The sequence below is a fragment of the Arenibacter algicola genome, from assembly GCF_018860365.1.
Taxonomy (GTDB): domain Bacteria; phylum Bacteroidota; class Bacteroidia; order Flavobacteriales; family Flavobacteriaceae; genus Arenibacter; species Arenibacter algicola_B.
Map to the genome: position 1 here is coordinate 65392 of NZ_JAHKPO010000018.1, position 20961 is coordinate 86352.

18 protein-coding genes are annotated in these 20961 nt (G+C 39.7%); 7 read left to right on the forward strand and 11 right to left on the reverse strand.

The window, feature by feature from the left end; translation table 11 throughout:
- Nucleotides 1-146 precede the first annotated feature (146 nt).
- Nucleotides 147-1007: a universal stress protein gene (locus tag KO529_RS15765; RefSeq protein ID WP_215948829.1), complete on the forward strand. Its 861-nt coding sequence runs from the start codon at nucleotides 147-149 to the stop codon at nucleotides 1005-1007.
- Between the two features lie 101 nt (nucleotides 1008-1108).
- On the opposite strand, the gene glk is transcribed toward KO529_RS15765, so the two are convergent.
- From glk to KO529_RS15810, 9 genes are all read right to left on the reverse strand, one after another.
- The gene (glk, locus tag KO529_RS15770; RefSeq protein ID WP_215948830.1) at nucleotides 1109-2185 is read right to left on the reverse strand and encodes a glucokinase; all 1077 of its coding nucleotides are present in this window, start codon (nucleotides 2183-2185) and stop codon (nucleotides 1109-1111) included.
- A gap of 80 nt (nucleotides 2186-2265) precedes the next feature.
- Nucleotides 2266-3210, reverse strand: coding sequence for a 1-phosphofructokinase family hexose kinase (locus KO529_RS15775; RefSeq protein WP_215948831.1), 945 nt, complete (start codon nucleotides 3208-3210; stop codon nucleotides 2266-2268).
- Between the two features lie 45 nt (nucleotides 3211-3255).
- Entirely contained in the window at nucleotides 3256-3945 is a 690-nt protein-coding gene (locus tag KO529_RS15780) for a 2,3-bisphosphoglycerate-dependent phosphoglycerate mutase (RefSeq protein ID WP_215948832.1), read from the reverse strand.
- Nucleotides 3946-3956: 11 nt separating this feature from the next.
- Nucleotides 3957-4946 carry a 2-hydroxyacid dehydrogenase gene (locus KO529_RS15785; protein ID WP_215948833.1) on the reverse strand — a complete coding sequence of 330 codons (990 nt, stop codon included), beginning with the start codon at nucleotides 4944-4946 and terminating at the stop codon, nucleotides 3957-3959.
- Between the two features lie 211 nt (nucleotides 4947-5157).
- The gene (locus tag KO529_RS15790; protein WP_215948834.1) at nucleotides 5158-5724 is read right to left on the reverse strand and encodes a cupin domain-containing protein; all 567 of its coding nucleotides are present in this window, start codon (nucleotides 5722-5724) and stop codon (nucleotides 5158-5160) included.
- 216 nt (nucleotides 5725-5940) lie between these two features.
- Entirely contained in the window at nucleotides 5941-8349 is a 2409-nt protein-coding gene (ppsA, locus tag KO529_RS15795) for a phosphoenolpyruvate synthase (protein WP_215948835.1), read from the reverse strand.
- Nucleotides 8350-8619: 270 nt separating this feature from the next.
- A complete protein-coding gene (locus KO529_RS15800; RefSeq protein ID WP_111624654.1) occupies nucleotides 8620-9210 on the reverse strand; it encodes a DedA family protein in 591 nt (196 codons plus the stop codon).
- A gap of 8 nt (nucleotides 9211-9218) precedes the next feature.
- Nucleotides 9219-11738: a magnesium-translocating P-type ATPase gene (mgtA, locus tag KO529_RS15805; RefSeq protein WP_215948836.1), complete on the reverse strand. Its 2520-nt coding sequence runs from the start codon at nucleotides 11736-11738 to the stop codon at nucleotides 9219-9221.
- 92 nt (nucleotides 11739-11830) lie between these two features.
- Nucleotides 11831-12283, reverse strand: a complete 453-nt coding sequence (locus KO529_RS15810; protein ID WP_215948837.1) for a pyridoxamine 5'-phosphate oxidase family protein — start codon at nucleotides 12281-12283, stop codon at nucleotides 11831-11833.
- 275 nt (nucleotides 12284-12558) lie between these two features.
- Between KO529_RS15810 and KO529_RS15815 the strand changes: the two genes are divergently transcribed.
- From KO529_RS15815 to KO529_RS15830, 4 genes are all read left to right on the forward strand, one after another.
- The gene (locus tag KO529_RS15815; protein ID WP_215948838.1) at nucleotides 12559-13068 is read left to right on the forward strand and encodes a nicotinate-nucleotide adenylyltransferase; all 510 of its coding nucleotides are present in this window, start codon (nucleotides 12559-12561) and stop codon (nucleotides 13066-13068) included.
- Between the two features lie 381 nt (nucleotides 13069-13449).
- Complete coding sequence (locus KO529_RS15820) at nucleotides 13450-14532, forward strand: efflux RND transporter periplasmic adaptor subunit (protein WP_215948839.1); 1083 nt, start codon at nucleotides 13450-13452, stop codon at nucleotides 14530-14532.
- On the forward strand, nucleotides 14529-15791 hold the full coding sequence (locus tag KO529_RS15825; RefSeq protein ID WP_215948840.1) for an ABC transporter permease: 1263 nt from the start codon (nucleotides 14529-14531) through the stop codon (nucleotides 15789-15791). Before KO529_RS15820 ends, KO529_RS15825 begins: the two co-directional genes overlap by 4 nt.
- A 9-nt stretch (nucleotides 15792-15800) precedes the next feature.
- The gene (locus KO529_RS15830; RefSeq protein ID WP_215948841.1) at nucleotides 15801-16475 is read left to right on the forward strand and encodes an ABC transporter ATP-binding protein; all 675 of its coding nucleotides are present in this window, start codon (nucleotides 15801-15803) and stop codon (nucleotides 16473-16475) included.
- Between the two features lie 39 nt (nucleotides 16476-16514).
- Here the strand turns inward: KO529_RS15830 and KO529_RS15835 are convergent, their stop codons facing one another.
- Both KO529_RS15835 and KO529_RS15840 read right to left on the reverse strand, forming a co-directional pair.
- Nucleotides 16515-17891, reverse strand: coding sequence for a Gfo/Idh/MocA family protein (locus KO529_RS15835; RefSeq protein ID WP_215948842.1), 1377 nt, complete (start codon nucleotides 17889-17891; stop codon nucleotides 16515-16517).
- A 106-nt stretch (nucleotides 17892-17997) separates the two neighbouring features.
- On the reverse strand, nucleotides 17998-18708 hold the full coding sequence (locus KO529_RS15840) for a DUF1003 domain-containing protein (RefSeq protein ID WP_215948843.1): 711 nt from the start codon (nucleotides 18706-18708) through the stop codon (nucleotides 17998-18000).
- A 110-nt stretch (nucleotides 18709-18818) separates the two neighbouring features.
- Here KO529_RS15840 and KO529_RS15845 point away from each other — a divergent pair, with 110 nt between their 5' ends.
- Both KO529_RS15845 and KO529_RS15850 read left to right on the forward strand, forming a co-directional pair.
- Nucleotides 18819-20549 carry an APC family permease gene (locus KO529_RS15845; protein WP_215948844.1) on the forward strand — a complete coding sequence of 577 codons (1731 nt, stop codon included), beginning with the start codon at nucleotides 18819-18821 and terminating at the stop codon, nucleotides 20547-20549.
- Between the two features lie 147 nt (nucleotides 20550-20696).
- Complete coding sequence (locus KO529_RS15850; protein ID WP_215948845.1) at nucleotides 20697-20954, forward strand: heavy-metal-associated domain-containing protein; 258 nt, start codon at nucleotides 20697-20699, stop codon at nucleotides 20952-20954.
- Nucleotides 20955-20961: the final 7 nt, after the last annotated feature.

Genomic DNA, 20961 nt, shown 5'->3' on the forward strand with positions numbered 1-20961 from the left:
ATAGATACGACAATAGGTTCTAATTTTAACCAATCAAATTTGTTCCATTAACAATTTAACTTCTTAAAATAGCAAGTATCTTAGGATGTACTCCAATCGGATCTGTTGCTTGCAAGTTTTGCTGATAAATTACAATACATCATAAAATGAAAACATTGCTTTATGCCACGGATTATTCTAAAAACTCGGTCTCTGCTTTGCAGTTGGCCTATAATTTAAGTCAGGACCTGGGAACTCGACTGGTGGTCACCCACACATTTAATTTACCTACTGTTTTGGGTGTGGAGGGACAGGATGACCGGCCTGTCCTTGAAGGGAATCCGTTTAAAATTCACCGTGCCCAGCTGGAAAAATTTTGCACAGAACACCTTGGAAGCAAGTGGGACAATCCCAAAATACAATTAGAGCCTGTACAGAACAGTTCGGTAATCAAAGGAATTATATCAAAGGCAGAAGAGTATCACGCCCAACTGATTGTGGTGGGTACTAAAGGAGCAAGTGGTCTTGAGGAAATGATCATGGGCAGTACCACCAAGAAACTCATAGAGAAAGCACCTTGTCCCGTAATTGCAATTCCCAATGATATATTGCCTAGAAATATGGATACCATGGTTTATGCCACAGATTTTGAAGAGGAAGATATACATGCCATTCAAAAACTTTCCGAAATAGCCAAACCTTTAAAAGCCAAAATTAAGGTAGTGCATATTTCAACGAACGAGGAATATGCGGGAGACTTATTAATGGAGTGGTTCAAGGAGATGCTCAAATCCAAGGTAGATTATCCAGAAATTGAGTTCGAACTATTGTTTTCGGAAGATGTATTTGATACCCTCAGAATCTATCTTGGGGTCGTAAATGCGGATATGGTAGTGATGCTGGAAAGGGAAAAGAAAGGATTTTTAAAAAAATGGTTCCATAGGGATCTAGTAAAAAAAATGGAGGATAAGGGCGAGATAATATTGATGAGCTTTAATGAACACAACCATAAAACCTTATTTTTTTAAGGGTATTACATGCTAGTTTACTGGGATTAGTCAAAGAATTCTTTATTGATGCCTTACAGCTAGCTTTTACTTTTATTTCTAAAGCCGTGAGGCATCAGACCTTAGTCCCATTGCAGAGCCATAGCGCCGTAATAAGCGGCCCCAAGAAGCGCCGTTTTTTCATTAAGGATTACCTTTACCGGTATCATTTCCAAGAGTGCGTTTAATCGCCCCGATTGTACAAAGTTGTTGTAGAATACGTCCCTTTTAATACCTGTTATTATTTTTGGTAAGATGCCCCCGCCTATATAAATACCACCCGTAGCCTTGAATTTTAGGGCAAGCTGTGACGCTTCTATAGCCAAGAACCTAATAAAAATATCCAAGGTTTCAACACAAACGGAATCTTTTCCTTCCATTGCCGTCCCGGTAATTACAGCAGAAGGATTGCCTTTGGACATTTGATTGCTCAGCCATTGTGGCTCCTTTATGCCACTTATTTGCCTCAAGAACACATATAGTTCCAAGATTCCGGGACCTGACAACAACCTTTCCCAGCTGACATGTTCATATTTTTTTTGGAAGTGTTGCAGAATTTCTATGTCCAATTCATTACGAGGACTAAAATCGCAATGGCCACCCTCACAGGCAAAGGGGTGGTAGTGCGATCCGTCCCAGAACATTCCTGCTTCCCCAAGTCCCGTACCAGGAGATATAAGTGCGGCATTGCCAGGTATATTTGTTCCGGACTTAAGTGTTTCGAAGTCTTTTTCTTGGAGCGCTGCCAGTCCGTAGGCATTGGCCTCCATATCGTTGATCAATGAAACAGAACGTATATGAAGTTCCCTACTAATTTCTCCGCTGTCAATTGCCCAAGGAAAATTAGTGCCATATACCTTGCCCCGAATTACGGGTCCGGCAACACCTAGACATATTCCATTTATCCTAGGCATGTCGTCCGTATGGAAGGTAGATACCATCTCCAAAAAGGATTTATATTTTTTAGTGGGATATGATTTTTCCTTCAAAGGAACCAGGTCTCCGTCCTGGATTTGAAAAAGGGCCAAATTTGTTTTAGTGCCTCCAACATCGGCGGCCAAAATTACTCCCTTATCCCGGGATATGTTGGTATTCATAAAAGCTAAGGGAATCTCCCCTTCATGGATGGCGGGTAATGAAAATCTTTGAATATTGTCCATAAAGTCTATCTTTTATACAATGGTTATGTTCTATTCCTGTAGTTTATTCTGAATCAAATTAAGTAATCCAAGGTTTACTTTCAAGTGTTTTTTTGTTCTAGGATCCATTTGTACAAATTATCGGCGTCATCCTTGTTGCACAATTGGGTACCTTCATGCATGGTAGCCGCTGTACCACAAGCTACCCCGTATTTTGCCATTTCGCTATAGGATTTGCCATTAAGCAAACTAACTACCATACCTGCCACCATACTATCACCTGCCCCTATGGTGCTTTTTTGCAGCACTGTGGGCGCTGGTATATGTTCTATGAGATCCTTGGTGGCCAATAGGGCTCCTTTCGGGCCCAAGGATACGACAAGTATCTCACAATCATGTTCCTTCAAAAACTTTTTGGCAAGGGGTTCCAATTCCATAGCTGAAATTGATGTAACACCACACAAAGTGCTTAGTTCCCCTAGGTTGGGCTTTAGCATAAATACTCTGGATTTGGTAGCCTTAGCCAATGCCTCCCCGGAGGTGTCCAAAATAAAGTGCACTTTTTTACTTTTGGCTATTTCGGCCACCAGAACGTAGAAATCATCCGGTATTCCCGGAGGTAATTTACCGCTGGCCACCAAGTAATCTCCTTCTTCCAGATTCTTTTCCAATTTTATTAGTAGGGCTTCCCACTCTTCCTTTTCAACCAGTGGTCCCGGCACTCCAAAGCGGTATTGTAAGTTGGTAGTGGTATCGGTAACAGCAAGATTATCCCTTGTCCATCCCTTAATGGGCACTACCATTTGATCAATACCTGCCTTGTCCAAAATTTGACTTAAATGTTCTACTGTAGGTCCGCCTGCCAGATACATGCAGAGTGATTTCTCTCCCAATTTTTTAAGGGCACGGGATACATTGATGCCACCACCTCCGGCATCGTAAGTTGGTGAGGTACAGCGTAGTTTGGTATTGGGGCTGATGCCTGCTACGGAGACACTTTTATCTATTACAGGATTTAAGGTAAGTGTTACTATTTTTTTGAGCATGTTGATTGAATTTTATGTTTTCCCATTTATTCGACTTAAATGGTGTTATTCTAATTTGTGATGTTCCGTTAAATTTTGGTTGCCGTCAAATTCATATATATGTGGTACGCCAGTGGGTACTTCTAAACCGGCTATATCTATAGAAGGAATATTACAAATGTAGCCAATAAGGGCACGTAGGGAATTACCATGTGCCGAAACCATGACCGTCTTACCTTGTACCAAATTGGGAACTATTGCTTCGAAATAATAATTGACGACTCTTTTTGAGCTGTCCTCTAGCGATTCCCCCGATGGCAAGACTGCCGGGTCTACATTTTTGTAGTTCGGGTCGAATTTAGGATGTAATTTGTTGTTGGGACCCAATTTCGGAGGAGACTCATAATATCCGCGCCTTATGGCCCAATATTTTTTTTCGCCCACCTCTTTTAAGGTCTCGTCCTTATTTTTACCCTGCCAATCACCGTAGTGCCTTTCGTTTAGTTTCCAATGATAGTAGGTATCTACATGCATTTGTTCACAATTGTCCAAAACGATCCAGGCCGTGCGTATGGCCCTTTTAAGATAGGAAGCAAAACATATATCGATGTTTATTTTATTGCGTTTAATGATTTCGCCAGCATTTTTAGCTTCCTCCTTTCCTTGTGGTGAAAGGTCAATATTGGTCCAACCTGTGAAGATGTTTTCCAAGTTCCAAAGACTTTGTCCATGTCTTATAAGAATCAATTTTCCCATTTATCATTAATTTAAAGGACTTCATTTTTACAAGGAAGGCCTTGCTCCAGGGAATCCAGATTTTCAAAGGTGGTTTGTGCAATATTGCCTAGGGCGGTATCTGTTAAAAAAGCCTGGTGGCTGGTAATCATTACATTTCTGAGGGTCATTAAACGCGCTATCATATCGTCCTGAAGTATATCTTCGGAATGGTCTTCAAAAAATAAGCCTTCTTCCTCTTCATAAACATCCATTCCATAATAGCCAATTTGTTGGGATTTAAGGCCGTTAATAACATCTTGGGTATTTACCAATCCCCCTCTACCGGTATTGATTAGCATTACCCCCTTTTTCATTTTGCCGATCTGGGCTTCGTTTATTAGATAATGTGTTTGTTCCATCAAAGGGACATGTAAGGAAATAATATCGGATTGGCTGCACAAGGTATCCAAATCGGTATAGGTGGCCTTGCATTCTTCTACCAGGCTTTGGTCTTTCATGTCATCGTAAGCCAGAATATGACATCCAAAACCATGTAGAATTTTAGCTACGATTCTTCCAATTTTTCCGGTACCGATAATTCCCACGGTTTTTCCGTGCATATCAAAGCCTACCAAGCCGTCCAGCGAAAAATTCATTTCCATTATGCGGTAATGGCTTCGTATCAATTTACGGTTCAAGGCCAAAATTATGGCTACAGTAAATTCGGCGATGGCATTGGGGGAATAGTCCGGTACCCGGACAACCCTCAGACCTAAGGATTTAGCATGGGTTATATCTACGTTGTTATATCCAGCTGATCGTAATGCAATATATTTAACCCCCATTTCATGGAGCTTGTCCAAAACAGGAGCAGAACCATTGTCCTGTGTGAAGATGCAAATGCCTTCACAGTCTTCTGCCAAAACTGTAGTATCTAGGGTAAGATAGGAATCCAACAATTTTAAATCATGTTTATTTGCATTGGCCTTGATTAAATATTCCTTCTCAAATTTGTGTGTATTAAAAACTGCTACTTTCATTATTTGGATTACAGACCACTAATAGGTGTTCTATTTCAATTTCAAAGGAAGTAATTAAGAGGCTTATCTAATATGATATTAATCATTATACATGTGGCAATTACCACATTATTTCGGCACTGAAAGTATAATTTTAAGCCAGTATGGGCTAATGGGCCTAATAGCCACTAATCAGGTATTTAATATTTTTTAAAATACCCTGGTAGGTTGTTTATTCAACTTTAAGGGGTGGTCCAACTATCTTCATTTCATTATCCGCAAATAAATGTTCCATTTCTTTGGGACTGGGTTCGTGGTCTAATTGGGACACGGCTACAAAAAAATTCTCCATTTTGCCAGCGGGTTGAAAGATGACAAGCATTTTACCTCTTTCCGAGACTTGGGTCCAAGCATGTGGCACTTTTTTGGGCAAAAATATGCTGTCCCCAACATTTAGATCAAAAGTTTCTTCCCCAACCTTAAAGTAGTAGGTACCCTCTAGGACATAAAACATTTCATCTTGGAAGTGGTGTACATGCAAAGGGGTCCCTTTTCCTGGTGTAAGTGAGGTTTGTTCAAAAATGGCCAGGTCCTTATCGGTATCACTACCGGATATTTTGACATCCAAAATATTGGCGTTTACTCCTTTCAAGGTTATGTGCCCGTGTATTCTGCCTTCGCCAGCCTTAACCTTAAAGCCTTTGACTTTTCTTCCAATAGCATCTTCTATGGATGAAAAAGATAACAAAGGCAATGTAGTCAGCGCAGATAGCGCTACGATAAAGCTATTTCTTTGCATTTTCTAAAGAATAAAGGTTAAAAGGGGAAGTAAGAACATACCTTGTTGTTCCTATACCTAAGTTACGGAAAATGTAGATTGAACATGAGGAAATTATGCAATCATAAAAATAAATTTTTGCTTAGCGCGATAAGTCATTAAATATTGAGATTTATTTCAAAAAAAACTGGTTTAGAACCTAAACTGGCGATCTAGGTCTTAATGGTTTTTATCACATTAATTACTACTTTCCGCCATTCCAAAGCTGATTTTACTTTGCTCTGCCAAATTGATATTCTTGATACCATCAATGAGCGCATCCGGACTAAAGGAGATGGAATTGATACCTTTTTCTACAAGAAATTGTGCAAACTCCGGATAATCACTGGGAGCCTGTCCGCAGAGTCCAATTTTTGTATTTGTTTTATGGGCCGAAGCAATGACCATAGCGATCATTTTTTTTACTCCCGGATCATTGGCATCAAAAATGTCGCTTAAGAGTTCCGAATCGCGATCCACACCCAAGGTCAATTGGGTAAGGTCGTTGGAACCAATGGAGAAGCCGTCAAAAAAATGTGCGAACTCTTCGGCGAGAATTACGTTGTTGGGAATTTCGGTCATCATATAGAGCTGCAGGCCGTTTTCGCTTCTTTTCAATCCGTAAGCTGCCATAAGATCTACTACTCTTTCTGCTTCCTTAAGGGTACGACAAAAGGGAATCATAATCTTAACATTATTAAAACCCATTTCCTCCCGGACCATTTTCATGGCCTTGCACTCCAATTCAAAAGCTTCCTGATATTTGGGATGATAGTAGCGTGATGCTCCCCTAAAACCAATCATGGGGTTGGACTCCAATGGTTCAAATTCCTTACCACCTATTAAATTGGCATATTCATTGGATTTAAAATCACTGGTACGCACAATAACATCTTTGGGATAAAAGGCGGCTGCAATGGTGGCAATGCCCTCTGCCAGTTTATGCACAAAATAATCGGCCTTGTCAGGGTAGTGGTGGGTAAGTTTTTCAATAAGCGCTTTGGCCGAAGCATCTTTCAGGTGGTCAAAATGTTTTAAGGCCATCGGATGAATTTGTATGGAATTATTGATAACAAATTCCAATCGCATAAGACCAACTCCGGAAGTGGGATAAAATGATAGTTTGAATGCCTGTTCCGGATCTGCCAAAATAAGCATGGGTTGGGTTGCGGGTTTTTTAAGTGATTTAATATCCACTGTTTTTTCATCCCATTTCAGTAATCCATCGTACACTACACCAGTATCCCCATCCGCACATGAAATGGTGATATCTTGGCCATCCTTTATTGTTTTTGTAGCATTAAGAGTGCCAACAATGGCGGCAGCACCTACCTCACGGGCAACTATGGCTGCGTGACTTGTGCGTCCCCCTTGGTCCGTAATGATGCCGGCCGCTTTTTTAAGGATGGGATCCCAATCGGGATCTGTCTTTTCGGTGACAAGAATTTCTCCCGGTTGTAGTTTATCGGATTCTAATGGACTATGGATAATCCGTGCTTTCCCAGCCGATATTTTGTTGCCCAGACCCATTCCTCTAGTAATTTCCTTACCTTTTTCCAGTAAGGTATAGGTACTGATTTTAAGTTTGTCCTTTTTTGCACTTTGTACCGTCTCCGGTCTGGCCTGGACTATAAACAATTCATTGGTCAGTCCGTCCTTTGCCCATTCTATATCCATTGGACGTCCATAATGCTCTTCAATGATCATGGACCATTGTGCAAGTTTTATCACTTCGGCATCGGTAAGTACAAATATTTCCTGTTTTTCTATTTTGGTATCTAGGTTAAGGGTACCACTGCCCGAGCTATCGTAAATCATGGTTTTTTCCTTGCTGCCCAATTTTCTGGAAATTATGGGTTGGCGAATGCTATTTTTCAAACTAGGTTTATACACAAAGTATTCGTCGGGATTTACACTTCCCTGAACTATATTTTCACCTAGGCCCCAAATACTGGAGACAAGAACTACTTTATCAAAACCGGTGTCCGGATCTAAGGTGAAATTTACTCCGGAACAGGCCAGATCCGAGCGCACCATTAACTGAACGCCTATGGATAGCGCTACCTTTGTCTGGTCAAAATGATTGTCTTCGCGATATTTTATGGCCCTATCTGTAAACAGGGAAGCATAACATTTATGACAGGCGGCTATCAATTCATCAAACCCCTTTACATTGAGATAAGTTTCCTGTTGTCCGGCAAAACTGGCGTTGGGAAGGTCTTCTGCCGTAGCACTACTGCGGACCGCCAAGGAAATCTGGTTACCGTATTTTTTAACTAGTACATTATATCCTTTTTCAAGGGAAGATTTGATGGCTTGTGGAAAATCCGCTTTGGCTATGCTTGTTCTTATAGCACTCCCTACTTCCCGTAAATTTGAAAAATCTTTCTTATCCAATTTTGCAATTTCGGCGAATATGGATTCCTTTAATTGCCCTTCTTTCAGGAAAAGCCAGTAGGCGTCAGAGGTGGTGGCAAATCCGTCAGGTACCTGTACACCCGTTAAGGTCAGTTTCTGGTACATTTCACCCAATGAGGCATTTTTGCCTCCTACTTCGGGCACATCGTTTATATCTATTTCGTTAAAGTGTTTTATGTAGTTTTTCATCTGCTAGATTATTGCGTTTTTTGAACATATCAATTCGATAACCAATATCACCCAATCCTGCGTGGTATAAAATGATATTGATCAGTTCCTAACAGTATGCGATTGGAGATATTTTTGTTAAAGAATTTAAAAGGAAAAGCTGTCGATAAATATATGAATTACGTAGTTGTAGGGCACTTTAACTGTAAATAGCTGACCACTTTAAATTGAAGTTAAGTTTGTTTTGGTAAACCTTCCCATTTAGGTTTGCAGAGTAGTATTAAGAACATCTCACTTTGACAACCACTTACTTACTAAAACACTAATTATAACAGCCATGAGGAGTATAATGCCGCCAAAAACGGAATGGCGAACAATATCGACCTGATTTATTAGTTTTTCCATGGCACTGTGGAAGAAAAAACCCAAGCAAATATAAACTGAAACATATGCTAAGGAACCCATCATGTTTACGAGAAAAAAATTACGGTAATGCATTTTACCAAGTCCGGCAAGGATGGGGCCAAAAAATCGTACTTTGGGAATAAAGGCAATAATTAGCAAAGTGCGGACCTGATGCTTTTTCAATTTATCCTGAAATTTTTTTAAGATTTGCGCCCTCTTCTTTTGTTGTAATTTTTGTGTCCATTTATTTCCTGTGAAGGCCAAATAAAAATAAATGTTGTCTACTACCATTAGTCCCAGGAGGGCCGCTATTCCCGCAAAGATTGGGTTAGCTATGTCTGTATGCGTGAGATAACCAACGGTTACCAAAACCAATTCTTCTGGAATTGGGGTTAGTTGGTCGATTATAAAGAACCAAATAAAGATTCCTAGATAGGAGTAATGTGCAACGTAGTAGGTTATATCGTGTGTCTCCATAATCGCCTTCAAAAGTGAATCGTCCTATAAAAATATTTTTTTAGGATTTCATTTGCTATACCATATAATACCACCACACCCATAAGCATGAGCACGGTTTGAAGTGGTAATACCGAAAGTTCCAATATTTTCCCCAAAGGAGTGTAGGGCAATCCTATTCCCAGGATAAACATGCCTAAGGTGGTAAACAATAAGAATTTTCCAGGTTTACTTTTATAGAATACTTTTTTGGAACGTAGCACCCATAAAACCACAAATTCTGTTAGAATGGTTACCATAAACCAGCCAGATCTAAAATGTTCCTGATCACTTTTGGTGATATATATTAAAATAGCAAATGTCAGAAAGTCGAAACATGAGCTTAGCAAACCAAAACGAATCATAAATTTTTTAATGAACTTAAGGTTCCATTTTTTTGGCATAGCTATCCAGTCTTCATCCACATTATCTGATGGTATGGTCATTGCTGGAAAATCCGATATAAAATTTGTTGCCAAAATTTGTTTCGGAAGCAAGGGCAGGAATGGCAAAAACATGGAGATTATGGCCATGCTAGTAATATTGCCAAAATTGGCACTGGTGGTCATGAAAATATATTTGATGGTGTTGACAAAAGTTTTCCTACCGGTTATAATACCATTTATCAAGACTTTAAGTTCTTTTTCCAGCAATATAAAGTCTGCGGTGTTTTTGGCTACATCAACCGCGTTCTCAACGGAAATTCCTACATCAGCAGCCTGAATGGCAGACACATCATTGACCCCATCGCCAATATAACCTACCACATTACCGGATTTTGAAAGTAGATTTACAATTCTTTCCTTATGACTTGGTTCCAGTTCAGCAAAAATGTCTATTTCATTTACCTTTTTTATTAAAGCGATATCATCCAATTTATTTAGATCGGCCCCGGTCAATACCTTTTTTTCGCTGATGCCCAACTGTTTTCCTACGAAGAGACTTACATTTTTATTATCGCCGGTAAGGATCTTGAGAGTAATGCCCAGGGTTCTCATTTGTTTTACTGAGTCAACCACTCCGGCCTTTACCGGGTCATCCAAGAAAATCATGCCTAAAAAGGTCATTTCTTTCTCCATGGAACGATCTATAATTTTTTCCTCCAAAGGTTTATAGGCCAAAGCAATAATTCGAAGTCCCTTTTTAGTGGATTCTTCGAAAAGGGTATTAATTTTTTTTCGGTAGGATTCAATAGCTTCTATGCTGCCATTGTTATCCACATAGGTGCAGACTTCCATTACTTTTTTAAAAGTTCCCTTTGTAATTATGAATTGGGAACCATTTTGTTCCACAAGAATACTAAGCCGTTTACGCGTAAAGTCGAAGGGGACTTCATCCAATTTTTTGTAGTTGGTCAAATCCAACTTGTGTTGTTGTTTTATAGCTTTATCTATTGGGTTGGCATAGCCTGTTTGGTAGATGGCATTTAAATAGGCCATATCCATAATCTTTTCATTTTTTATGCCATTGGTATCCAAATAGTCATGTATGTGAATTTCACCAGAAGTAAGGGTCCCGGTTTTATCGGAACAGAAGATATTCATGCTGCCAAAATTTTCAATGGACACCAATCGCTTGACGATTACTTTTTGTGAGGCCATATGTCTGGCACCATAGGCTAAATTTATACTTACAATGGCGGGTAATAAAAAAGGAGTAACCCCTATGGCCAGGGTTAGGGAGAAAAGGAGGGAATCTATAAACGGCTTCTCGAAATAGACATTGACTGCAAAAATAATAAGGGCAAGCATAAGAGCAATCTCCATAAGCATATAGCCAAACTTTCGCAATCCTCTTTCGAATTCTGTTTCTACTTTATTGGATTTTATCTTTTCTGCAATTTTGCCAAATTCCGTGTCTTTTCCCGTCAATACGGCAATAGCTTTAGCAAAACCACTGGTTATATGGGTTCCTTTGAATAAGCAATTGTAGCGATCTTTTAAGCTGGTGTCCACAGGCAATTTTCCTAACTTTTTTTCCTCCGGATAGGGCTCCCCTGTCAACATTGCTTCATTCACGAAGAGGTCATTGGCTTCAATGATTAGGCAGTCGGCAGGCACAACATCACCAGCGGATAGAATAACTATATCTCCGGGAACTACTTTTTCCAAATCGATGGATTGTTGGGTGCCATCCCGTAATACTTTGGCGGTCACTTTTACCATTGCCAATAATTCTCTGACTATGTTTTGTGCCCCTCTTTCTTGCCAAAAGCTTAGTACCCCACTTAAAATAATGATGCAGAATATAATGATGGCATCCACATGTTCTCCTAAAAAAAAGGAAAGGATATCTGCAAATAATAGCAGTGCCATAAAAGGACTTCTAAACTGATTGAATAGAAGCCAAAAATCTGATACATGTGAATTAGGGGCGAGGGTAATAGCGCCCGCCTTCTCCGTACGTATTTTTATTTCCTCTTGGGTAAGTCCCTTTACAGGATTTGAATTCAGCTCCTCGACCACTTCATCACTATATTTGGTCCAAAAAGGTGCTATTGACTTGGCCATGGGCTGTGAATTGAGTGGTTCAAAAAAATGGAAGTTTCACATTTTGGGAAATGGCTGGAAAATTGGGGGAACTAACCTTGTCGATTACTTATCTAGGTCTCTTTTCTTTTTCCAGTAATCTCTACTATTTTGATGCGATATACCGTTGGAGTTCCACGAGAGTACAATTTGCTGGAAAATTCACTAATAAATTCGGTTTCCCTATGCTCTTTCTCTAGGATAAGACCTTTTACCCCTTCTGTAAATTGATGCAACTTAAATTTGGCATCGGTACCTTGGAGTTCTTCGAAAGTGCCATGGGCCATTACCGATTGCCAATTGTTGGATGATTTTATTTCCTCTACCAATAATGTCACCGCAGTATTCTTGCGCATGGCATCTATCTTATGTCCGTCCGCCGAATAACTTATTAAAGAATGATCATCCTTATCATAATAATAGGTAATAGGGAGAACATAAGGCTTGTCCAGATATATATACCCAAGGTGTCCGGTATAATTGCCTTTTAATAAACGTAAACTTTCGCTGGTGGTCAAATTTGTCATATTCTTTTCTGTAATCTTTAAACTATACTGTAACAGTTCTATGTTATACTCTAAAAGGCATTTCGTATGAATCCTTGATAGGATCAAATCTAATTCCTTCTTTTTTGGTAAAATATGATATTGGTCAGTTCTGACTTCTGTATGTCAGGGTTTTCCTTATTAAATGTACCTGAATGACTTAGGTCATTGTAGAAGCCTTAAGAATAGGATAATTTGTTATCAATGGATCACAAACATCCATATTAACACTAATTAATAATTAAAACTTAATGATCATGAAAAAAATTCTATTTGGTTTATTAGCCTTTGGACTAACCACCCAAGCCTTTTCTCAAATTATCCCTACGGTGGAGCTATCGGAGGTAACGGTATACGCCACGAACTATAAGTACCTTAACGATATAAACACGGGGGAGCTGGCCTCCATACCGGTGAAGCTTCTGCAGCAAAAGGTGGCGACCTATGATATTAAAAGCTCCGAATTCTATCAGGATGATTATGACCTTTACAACATTACGTTCTTTATTCCCGAGGGTAAAATTCTTGCCGCGTATGATGGCGAAGGGAAATTATTGCGTACTGCTGAAAAGTTTAAGGATATAAATCTGCCAACCTCTGTAAGGAAGTCCATTGCAGATCGTTTTCCTGAATGGGTTGTTACTAAAGATATTTATTTGGTCTCCTTTACCGATGCCGCAGGTGCCAAGAAAACCTACAAGGTTAAATTGGAGAACGGGGATAAGATGTTAAGGGTAAAACTGGATGAAACAGGTAAATTTCTTTAGGATTTTTAATAGGTCTTACCTTTTACAAAACAATGGGTAGGAACTGATCCTAAATTCTGGTAAAGGACATTTCCATAGCGTTGGGATTAATAAGGCGCTTTGGAGATGTCCTTTCTCTATGGATTTATTTCAATCCCTTTAAGCGGGGAGTAATTGGGTGTACTAGTAGGGAATTGCTGGTAATTTGGATTATTGCGGAGAGATGTAGTTAAACCAAGAAGCCCAATACAACTGTATTCATTTTTTAACAAACATAAAACTCTTGTTTTAAGCTGGCTTGATTAATAAAGAATACCTTATGCCTAAACACTTATATGATTTTTCTCATATTCTTTAACGTATATTTCCCTTTATTTTGGGCTATCATATTTTATATTATCCATGAGGAATTTTATATTGATCTATTGTCTTTTTCTTTTGTTATCCTGTGGAGACAAACAAGAAAAGATTTTTCCCACTAAAATCCATTTAACCGAATCGGTCTATGCTTCCGTAACCGTGCAGCCAGATAGTCTGTATCAGGCTTATGCCCCTGTAGCGGGCATTTTGGATCGTAATTTATTGGAAGAAGGGGATTTGGTAAGTCAGGGTACACCAATAATTCAAATCGTGAACAGTACCCCAAAGCTTAATACGGAGAATGCCCGATTGACCCTAGAATTAGCACAGGCAAATTATAATGGAAGTTCGGCGGTTTTAAGTTCGTTGGAAGATGAGATCCAATCGGCAACCTTATCCTTTAAAAACGATTCCATGAATTATTTAAGGCAAAAGAGGCTCTGGGATCAAAATATTGGTTCAAAAGTGGAGTTCGAGAATCGCAAACTAGCCTATGAAATTTCAGGGAATAGTTTAAAGCAACTTAAAAATAAGTATGTACAGACCAAGAACGAACTTTCTACCCAAGTTCAGCAAGCGCTCAACAATTATAATACCTCACAGATTTCAACCAAAGATTTTACCGTTAGCAGTAAGATCAATGGAAAGGTTTATGCCTTATACAAAAACCCAGGGGAAATAGTCAATACTATGGAGCCTTTGGCATCCGTTGGCAGTGCTACGGATTTTATTATTGAATTGTTGATAGACGAGGTCGATATAGTAAAACTTCAGTTGGGCCAAAAGGCCCTTATTACGTTGGATGCTTATGGGGATGAGGTCTTTGATGCCAAAGTAAGTAAAATATATCCCAAAAAGGATGAGCGCTCACAGACGTTTAAGGCGGAGGCCATTTTTAACAATCCACCTAAAGCGCTTTACCCGGGTTTGGCAGGGGAGGGAAATATAATTATTTCTGAAAAGGAAAGCGTCTTGACGATTCCCAAAGAATTTTTGTTGGAGGGGAACAAAGTAAAGACCCCGGACGGACTTGTTGAAGTTGTTCCCGGGTTGCAAAATTTGGACCGTGTAGAAATTATAAAAGGCATTAATGAGTCTACGGAAATTCTAAAACCTGAAGAATGATCAATTGGAGGGTCATATTGAACATCGCCAAAACCCATCTGCTCACCAAGATGAAATCTACGGTCACCGCCTCCCTAGGCGTTACCTTTGGTATCGGGGCCTATATTACTTTGATTAGTTTTATGACAGGGCTCAATGAAATGCTGGACAGCCTTATTTTGAACCAAACACCCCATATCCATATCTACAATGAGATAGAGCCCTCGGATAAACAGCCCATTGCCCTTTACCAGGAATTTGAGGATGCCTTTAATGTGGTTAATTCCATTAAGCCAAAACAAAGTCAAAAGAAAATTCACAATGGTCTGCCTATCCTGAATTATTTAAAAAAGGACAAAAAGGTTTATGGTGCCACACCCCAACTAAGAGCACAGATTTTTTATCTCTCGGGGTCCATAGAATTAGGGGGAAACTTGGTAGGAGTGGATATTATGGAGGAGGCAAGGCTCTCCAACATTGGTGATTATATTGTAGAAGGAACACCACAAGATCTAAAAAATAGTGAAAATGGAATACTTTTAGGGGCAGGCCTTGCCAAAAAAATGTCGCTTAAGGAGGGGGATCGTGTACAGGTCAGCACCATAAAGGGAGATGTTTTTCCACTAAAAATTGTGGGGATATACCAAAGTGGTATTGCTGATATAGACAATATTCAAAGTTATGCCAATCTCAAGACGGTTCAACGTATTTTGGGGGAGGCCCAGAACTATGTCACGGATATCAATGTAAAACTGTACGATATTAACGAAGCCACGGCCATGGCAAGCAGTTTGGGAAAACAGTTTCAAGTAAAGGCGACAAGTATCAACGAGGCCAATGCCCAATTTGAGACGGGATCCAATATCCGTAACCTGATTACCTATGCCGTGTCCATTACATTATTGATTGTCGCCGGTTTTGGAATCTACAATATCCTCAACATGCTCATTTATGAAAAAATGAAGGATATCGCCATTTTAAAAGCTACGGGATTCTCGGGCAATGACGTGCAGCTTATTTTTATGAGTCAAGCCATGATCATTGGCGCATTAGGTGGGATTCTTGGGCTTATTGTTGGGTTCGTTCTTTCCAAACTAATAGATAATGTGGCCTTTCAAACCGAAGCATTGCCAACCATTACCACCTATCCCATAAACTATAATATATGGTATTATGTAATAGGATTTTCCTTTGCCCTGATTTCGACCTTCGTAGCCGGTTGGTTGCCATCCAACAAAGCAAGGCGTATAGACCCTGTGCGTATTATTAGGGGAACATAATCAAGAAAAATGGAGTTCGTTTTAGAGACAAAAAACATCAATAAATACTTTGAAAAGCCCGTGAAATTTCATGTGCTCAAAGATATTTCATTCGGAATAAAAAAGGGGGAATTTGCCTCTATCATGGGTAAATCGGGATCAGGGAAGTCTACCCTGCTTTATATTCTGTCTACCATGGATACGGATTATACCGGTGAACTATATTTGAACAATGAATTGATTACGGGTCAAAAACACAACAAACTGTCCCAGATCCGAAATAAGAATATAGGATTCGTGTTCCAGTTCCATTATTTATTGTCGGAGTTTAGCGTATTGGAAAATGTGATGCTGCCTGCCAAAAAATTGGCAGAGAAGTCCCTAGCGGAAATAGAACATGATGCCATGGAGAAGCTAAGAATGTTGGACATAGAAAAGTTGGCCCACCAACGTGCCTCAAGGATATCGGGTGGGGAAAAACAACGGGTGGCAATCGCCAGGGCTTTGATAAACAATCCTGCTATTCTGATGGGAGATGAACCTACAGGGAATTTGGACAGTCACAATTCCGAAAATGTCTTCAGTATATTTAAGCGGCTTAAAGAGGAGGAAGGTCTTTCCCTTTTAATCGTTACCCATGACGAGGACTTTGCAAAACGTACCGATCGCATCATCCAGATGGAGGATGGGCGTATTCTGGATTAAACATGTATTGGTTATAACTCGTCCTTAACCAGCTTAGCTCTATTTAAAATCATTGGGATGTGGATGATTCCAAGGGGCTCGATAATCCCTTTGTAAAAGCGCCGTTGCCTCTGCATCATTTACCACCACAATATTTTTAGGGTCATAGATCAACGGTCTTCCGGTGGCCATAGCCATATTGGCCAAAATACAGCTAGCTGTGGATACATGTCCTTCCCGGATATCGGCAATAGGCAAAGTTCCTTTATCAATAGCGGCAAGGAAATCCAACATATGTAATCTGGTGGCCGGTGCTGCGTTCAATTCTATATCTTTTTCGGTGAGGTCCTCCGGATATTTTTCTTTTTCATAAATAACGTCCATATGGATCTTTTCCCCATCCCCATGCGGAACAAAGTCAGCCCTCATGGTGCTTCCGGACAATGTGCCTTTCTCCCCATATAATTTAAAGGACCATGGGTAATCCGGGTCTGCAGGGGTTCCCCAACTTCTATGCTGCCATACGCAGTTGAGTTCCTCATATTCAAAGATGGCGGTTTGGGTATCGGCAATATTGGATTTCCCGTCTTTTTGTACATAGATTCCCCCTGTAGAACTTATTCTTTTTGGCCAATCCAACTCTAGCATCCACCTTACGGTATCCAACATATGCACGCACATATCGCCCATAATGCCATTGCCGTATTCCATAAAGGTTCGCCACCATCGTCTGTGGGGAATTCCATCATAAGGACGCAGGGGAGCGGGTCCGGTCCACATTTCATAATCCAAAAAATCAGGAACCTTTTCTATAGGAGGATTGCCATTGGCCCTCATATGGTAATAGCAACACATTTCCACATGGGAAATTTTTCCCAATAAGCCTGCGTCCACTATATTTTTTTTCGCATCTATAAGATGCGGGGTACTCTTACGCTGGGTTCCTACCTGAACTACCCTGTTATATTTTCTGGCGGCAGCTACCATGGCCTCGCCTTCAATGACATCAACACTTATTGGCTTCTGTACATAAACGTGGGCCCCGGATTTTAAGGCCTCAATGGCCTGCAGTGCATGCCAATGATCAGGGGTACCTATAAGCACAATATCCAAATCTTTTTCGGCGAGCATTTTTCTATAATCCCTATAAGTTCTCGGGGTTTTTCCCGATGGCTGCCTAAGACTGATGAGGTTTGCTGCTTCTTTTAGTAAATTGTCGTCCACATCACAGATAGATACCACATCCACTTTGGTGACTTGCATAAGCCTAAAAAGATCGCTTTTTCCATACCAACCCGTACCAATTAGCCCAACACGAAGTGGTTTATCCCGGTAAATGAGTTCCATGCCATAGGATCCAAAGGAGGAAAGTGCCAAGGATGCCGCAGCCCCTTTTATAAAATGTCTTCTGTTGATGTTAAAAATCTTGGTGTCCATGGTTGATTTCGGTTTTTTTTTGGTTTTTAAAAAATACAAAATAACTTCAATCCTTGACGTAAATTCTGTGTAAAATTTTGAGATGTGATTATAGCACCTTTAACACCTAGCTTTTCTGTTGTCCTTTTATTTGCCTCATGATGTCTTCCATCATTTCGACCTGAACTTGCTGAATGTTCAATAACTCTTGTTGTTGATGCATGATAAGGTGGTCCAACTTTTCGTGCAGGATGCGAATTTCCAGTTCTGCTTTTAAATTAACCATATAATCTTGTTTGGCACGCTCCCTATCCTTTTCCTCCTGCCTATTTTGACTCATCATGATTACCGGAGCCTGTAATGCCGCCAAACAGGATAGAATTAAATTCAGAAGTATAAAAGGGTAGGGGTCAAATCCTTTATCCAATAGGAAAACAATATTGATGACCATCCAGATAATTATAAAAATGCCAAATAGAATTATGAATCTCCAGCTTCCACCAAAGCTGGCAACCTTGTCTGCCAATCGCTGACCAAAGGAATAGTCTGTTGCAGCATTCAACCCTTCCCTCTGGGTGGTGATTATTTTTTGTTGCTCTATCGTTTTAAGTACATCCTCTTCCAAAGTGGATAATTCACCTACCTCATGGCTGAGATAGTCGGACAGGTATTTTTGCCGGTATAGATTAAGTTCGGAAACAGAAATGGATTTTTTCGAATTTATTTCTGGATGTTCCTTGTGGATAAGATCCATTATGGATTTTCGAATTGTTTTTACAGGAACCTGTTCGCTGATCGGATATTCCTTTAAGGAAATGGCGCTTACAAAGGTCTTCATGTCTATAGCGTTTTATCTAATAAATGTAAGTTATTTTCTTTCCTTATGAAGATAAAGTTGTGTTATTACCCTTATCTTTAAATAAGAATTCATTCCTTAATAATTTTTGGATGAAAAAAAAATTGAATCAGCTGGAGGCAACGGCTATATGTGGTAACGACATAAGTTCATCCTGTTTATATGTTTCCGCATTGGCCATCGTTTACTCCGGTCAGTATGCCTGGATTTCCCTTTTGGTAGTGGCCTTTGTCCTGTTTCTCTTTAGGAAAATTTATGGCGAGGTAGTGGGAGCACTACCATTGAACGGAGGGGCATATAATGCATTGTTGAATACTACTAAAAAGTCGACCGCATCCCTAGCGGCCGCATTGACTGTTTTGTCATATATGGCAACGGCCGTGATATCGGCTAGTGAGGCAGTAAAATATGCATATAGTATATGGAGCTTTATTCCTGTTTTGCCGGTAACAATAGGCTTGATGTTTTGTTTTATGGCCTTGGTTATCATCGGAATTGGTGAATCTTCCAAGGTGGCAATAGTTATTTTTTTATTTCATCTTCTTTCCTTGTCCTTATTATGTACTTTTTGTATCGTCTTTTTTGCTCAGAATGGTTTTGAAACCCTAATATTAAATTATAAGGTTCCGGTGGAGGGTAGTGTTTTTAATGCTTTGTTTTTAGGGTTTTCTGCTGCGATGTTGGGGATAAGTGGCTTTGAAAGTTCGGCCAATTATGTTGAGGAGCAAGAGGCAGGTATTTTTCCAAAGACCTTGCGCAATATGTGGGTGGTGGTTACTGTTTTTAATCCATTGATTGCATTTCTGGCTCTCGCCATTATCCCACTTCATACCATTGAATCCAATCAAGATGCTCTGCTTTCCCACATGGCCAATGTATCCGGGGGTAATTGGCTTTCCATTCTTGTGGGTATTGATGCGGCATTGGTGTTGAGTGGAGCCGTACTTACCTCTTTCGTTGGAGTGGGAGGACTTATGGAGCGCATGGCATTGGACAGGATTCTGCCCAAATTTTTATTGAAGAAAAACAAGTCGGGCAGTTCCTATATGATCTACACGCTTTTCTTTATACTTTGTGTTTCCATATTATTGGCCACTAAAGGTAATCTGGCAAAATTGGCCGGAGTTTATACCATAGCCTTTTTATCGGTTATGGTATTGTTCGGATTGGGAAACATGATGCTTAAAATAAATAGGGCCAAATTGCCACGCCCGGAAAAATCAAGTTGGTTGGGCCTAACGGTGGCCATCCTGGCGGTGATGGTAGCTATGGCAGGGAACATTTTTCTTAATCCCTCTTATTTGGCCATATTTACGGAGTATTTAATCCCAACGCTTATTGTCATATTTTTTATGCTGTACCGCACTTATATTTTTAAAGGCTTTCTTGATGTTTTGAGCTATGTATTTCCGGATAGGGGACACCTTTTTAAAACTTTGAATCGACATACCAAGGAATTACTGGCTGCAATTAATAGACAACAGTTTGTTTTTTTTACCAATCATGATGATGTGGCCACCTTGAATAAGGTGATGCTTTATATTAAAAATAATGAACCAACGAGAATCCTTAAAATTGTTGCCGTAATAAATGAGGAACATACCATAACACCCAATCTAAAGAAGGATATAGAGGTTTTGGATAGGGCCTATCCAGACATTCATATCCAATTTATTGAAGAAGTGGGTGTGTTTGGTCCAGATAAAATAAAGGAACTTTCAAAACGATGGGGAATTCCCACTAATTTTATGTTTATTGGCTCCCCTGGGGATAAATTTCCCTATAAAATCCAGGAATTGGGTGATGTAAGACTCATTATCTAATGATTGTTGCTTTTAAAGTTATGATAATTATGACCTTTGTCTATCCTTGTTTTTGTAAATTTATAGGAGGCTTACCCATTATGATAAAATCTAGGTTTAGGAGATGTGTAGGTCAATTAATTATTTATAGATAAACAGAAATTTATTATGAGTATTCTATCAGAAAATGTAATTCCCGGCAATCATGGAAAAGTTTTTGGAACCAATGCCAAAGAGGCCAATGACCTACGGAGAATTAAGGAGAACCTATTAAAAATCGAAGGTGTAAAAAATGTAATTTTTAATGATGATTTCCCAGTAGAGTTCACGGTACATACTACTAAAATGGTTGAAATAAAAGATATTGAAAAGATGGTCAAGGGAGTTGGGTTTCATGCCATACCCAAAGGGCTGTTTTCTTTGTAGGGGAATA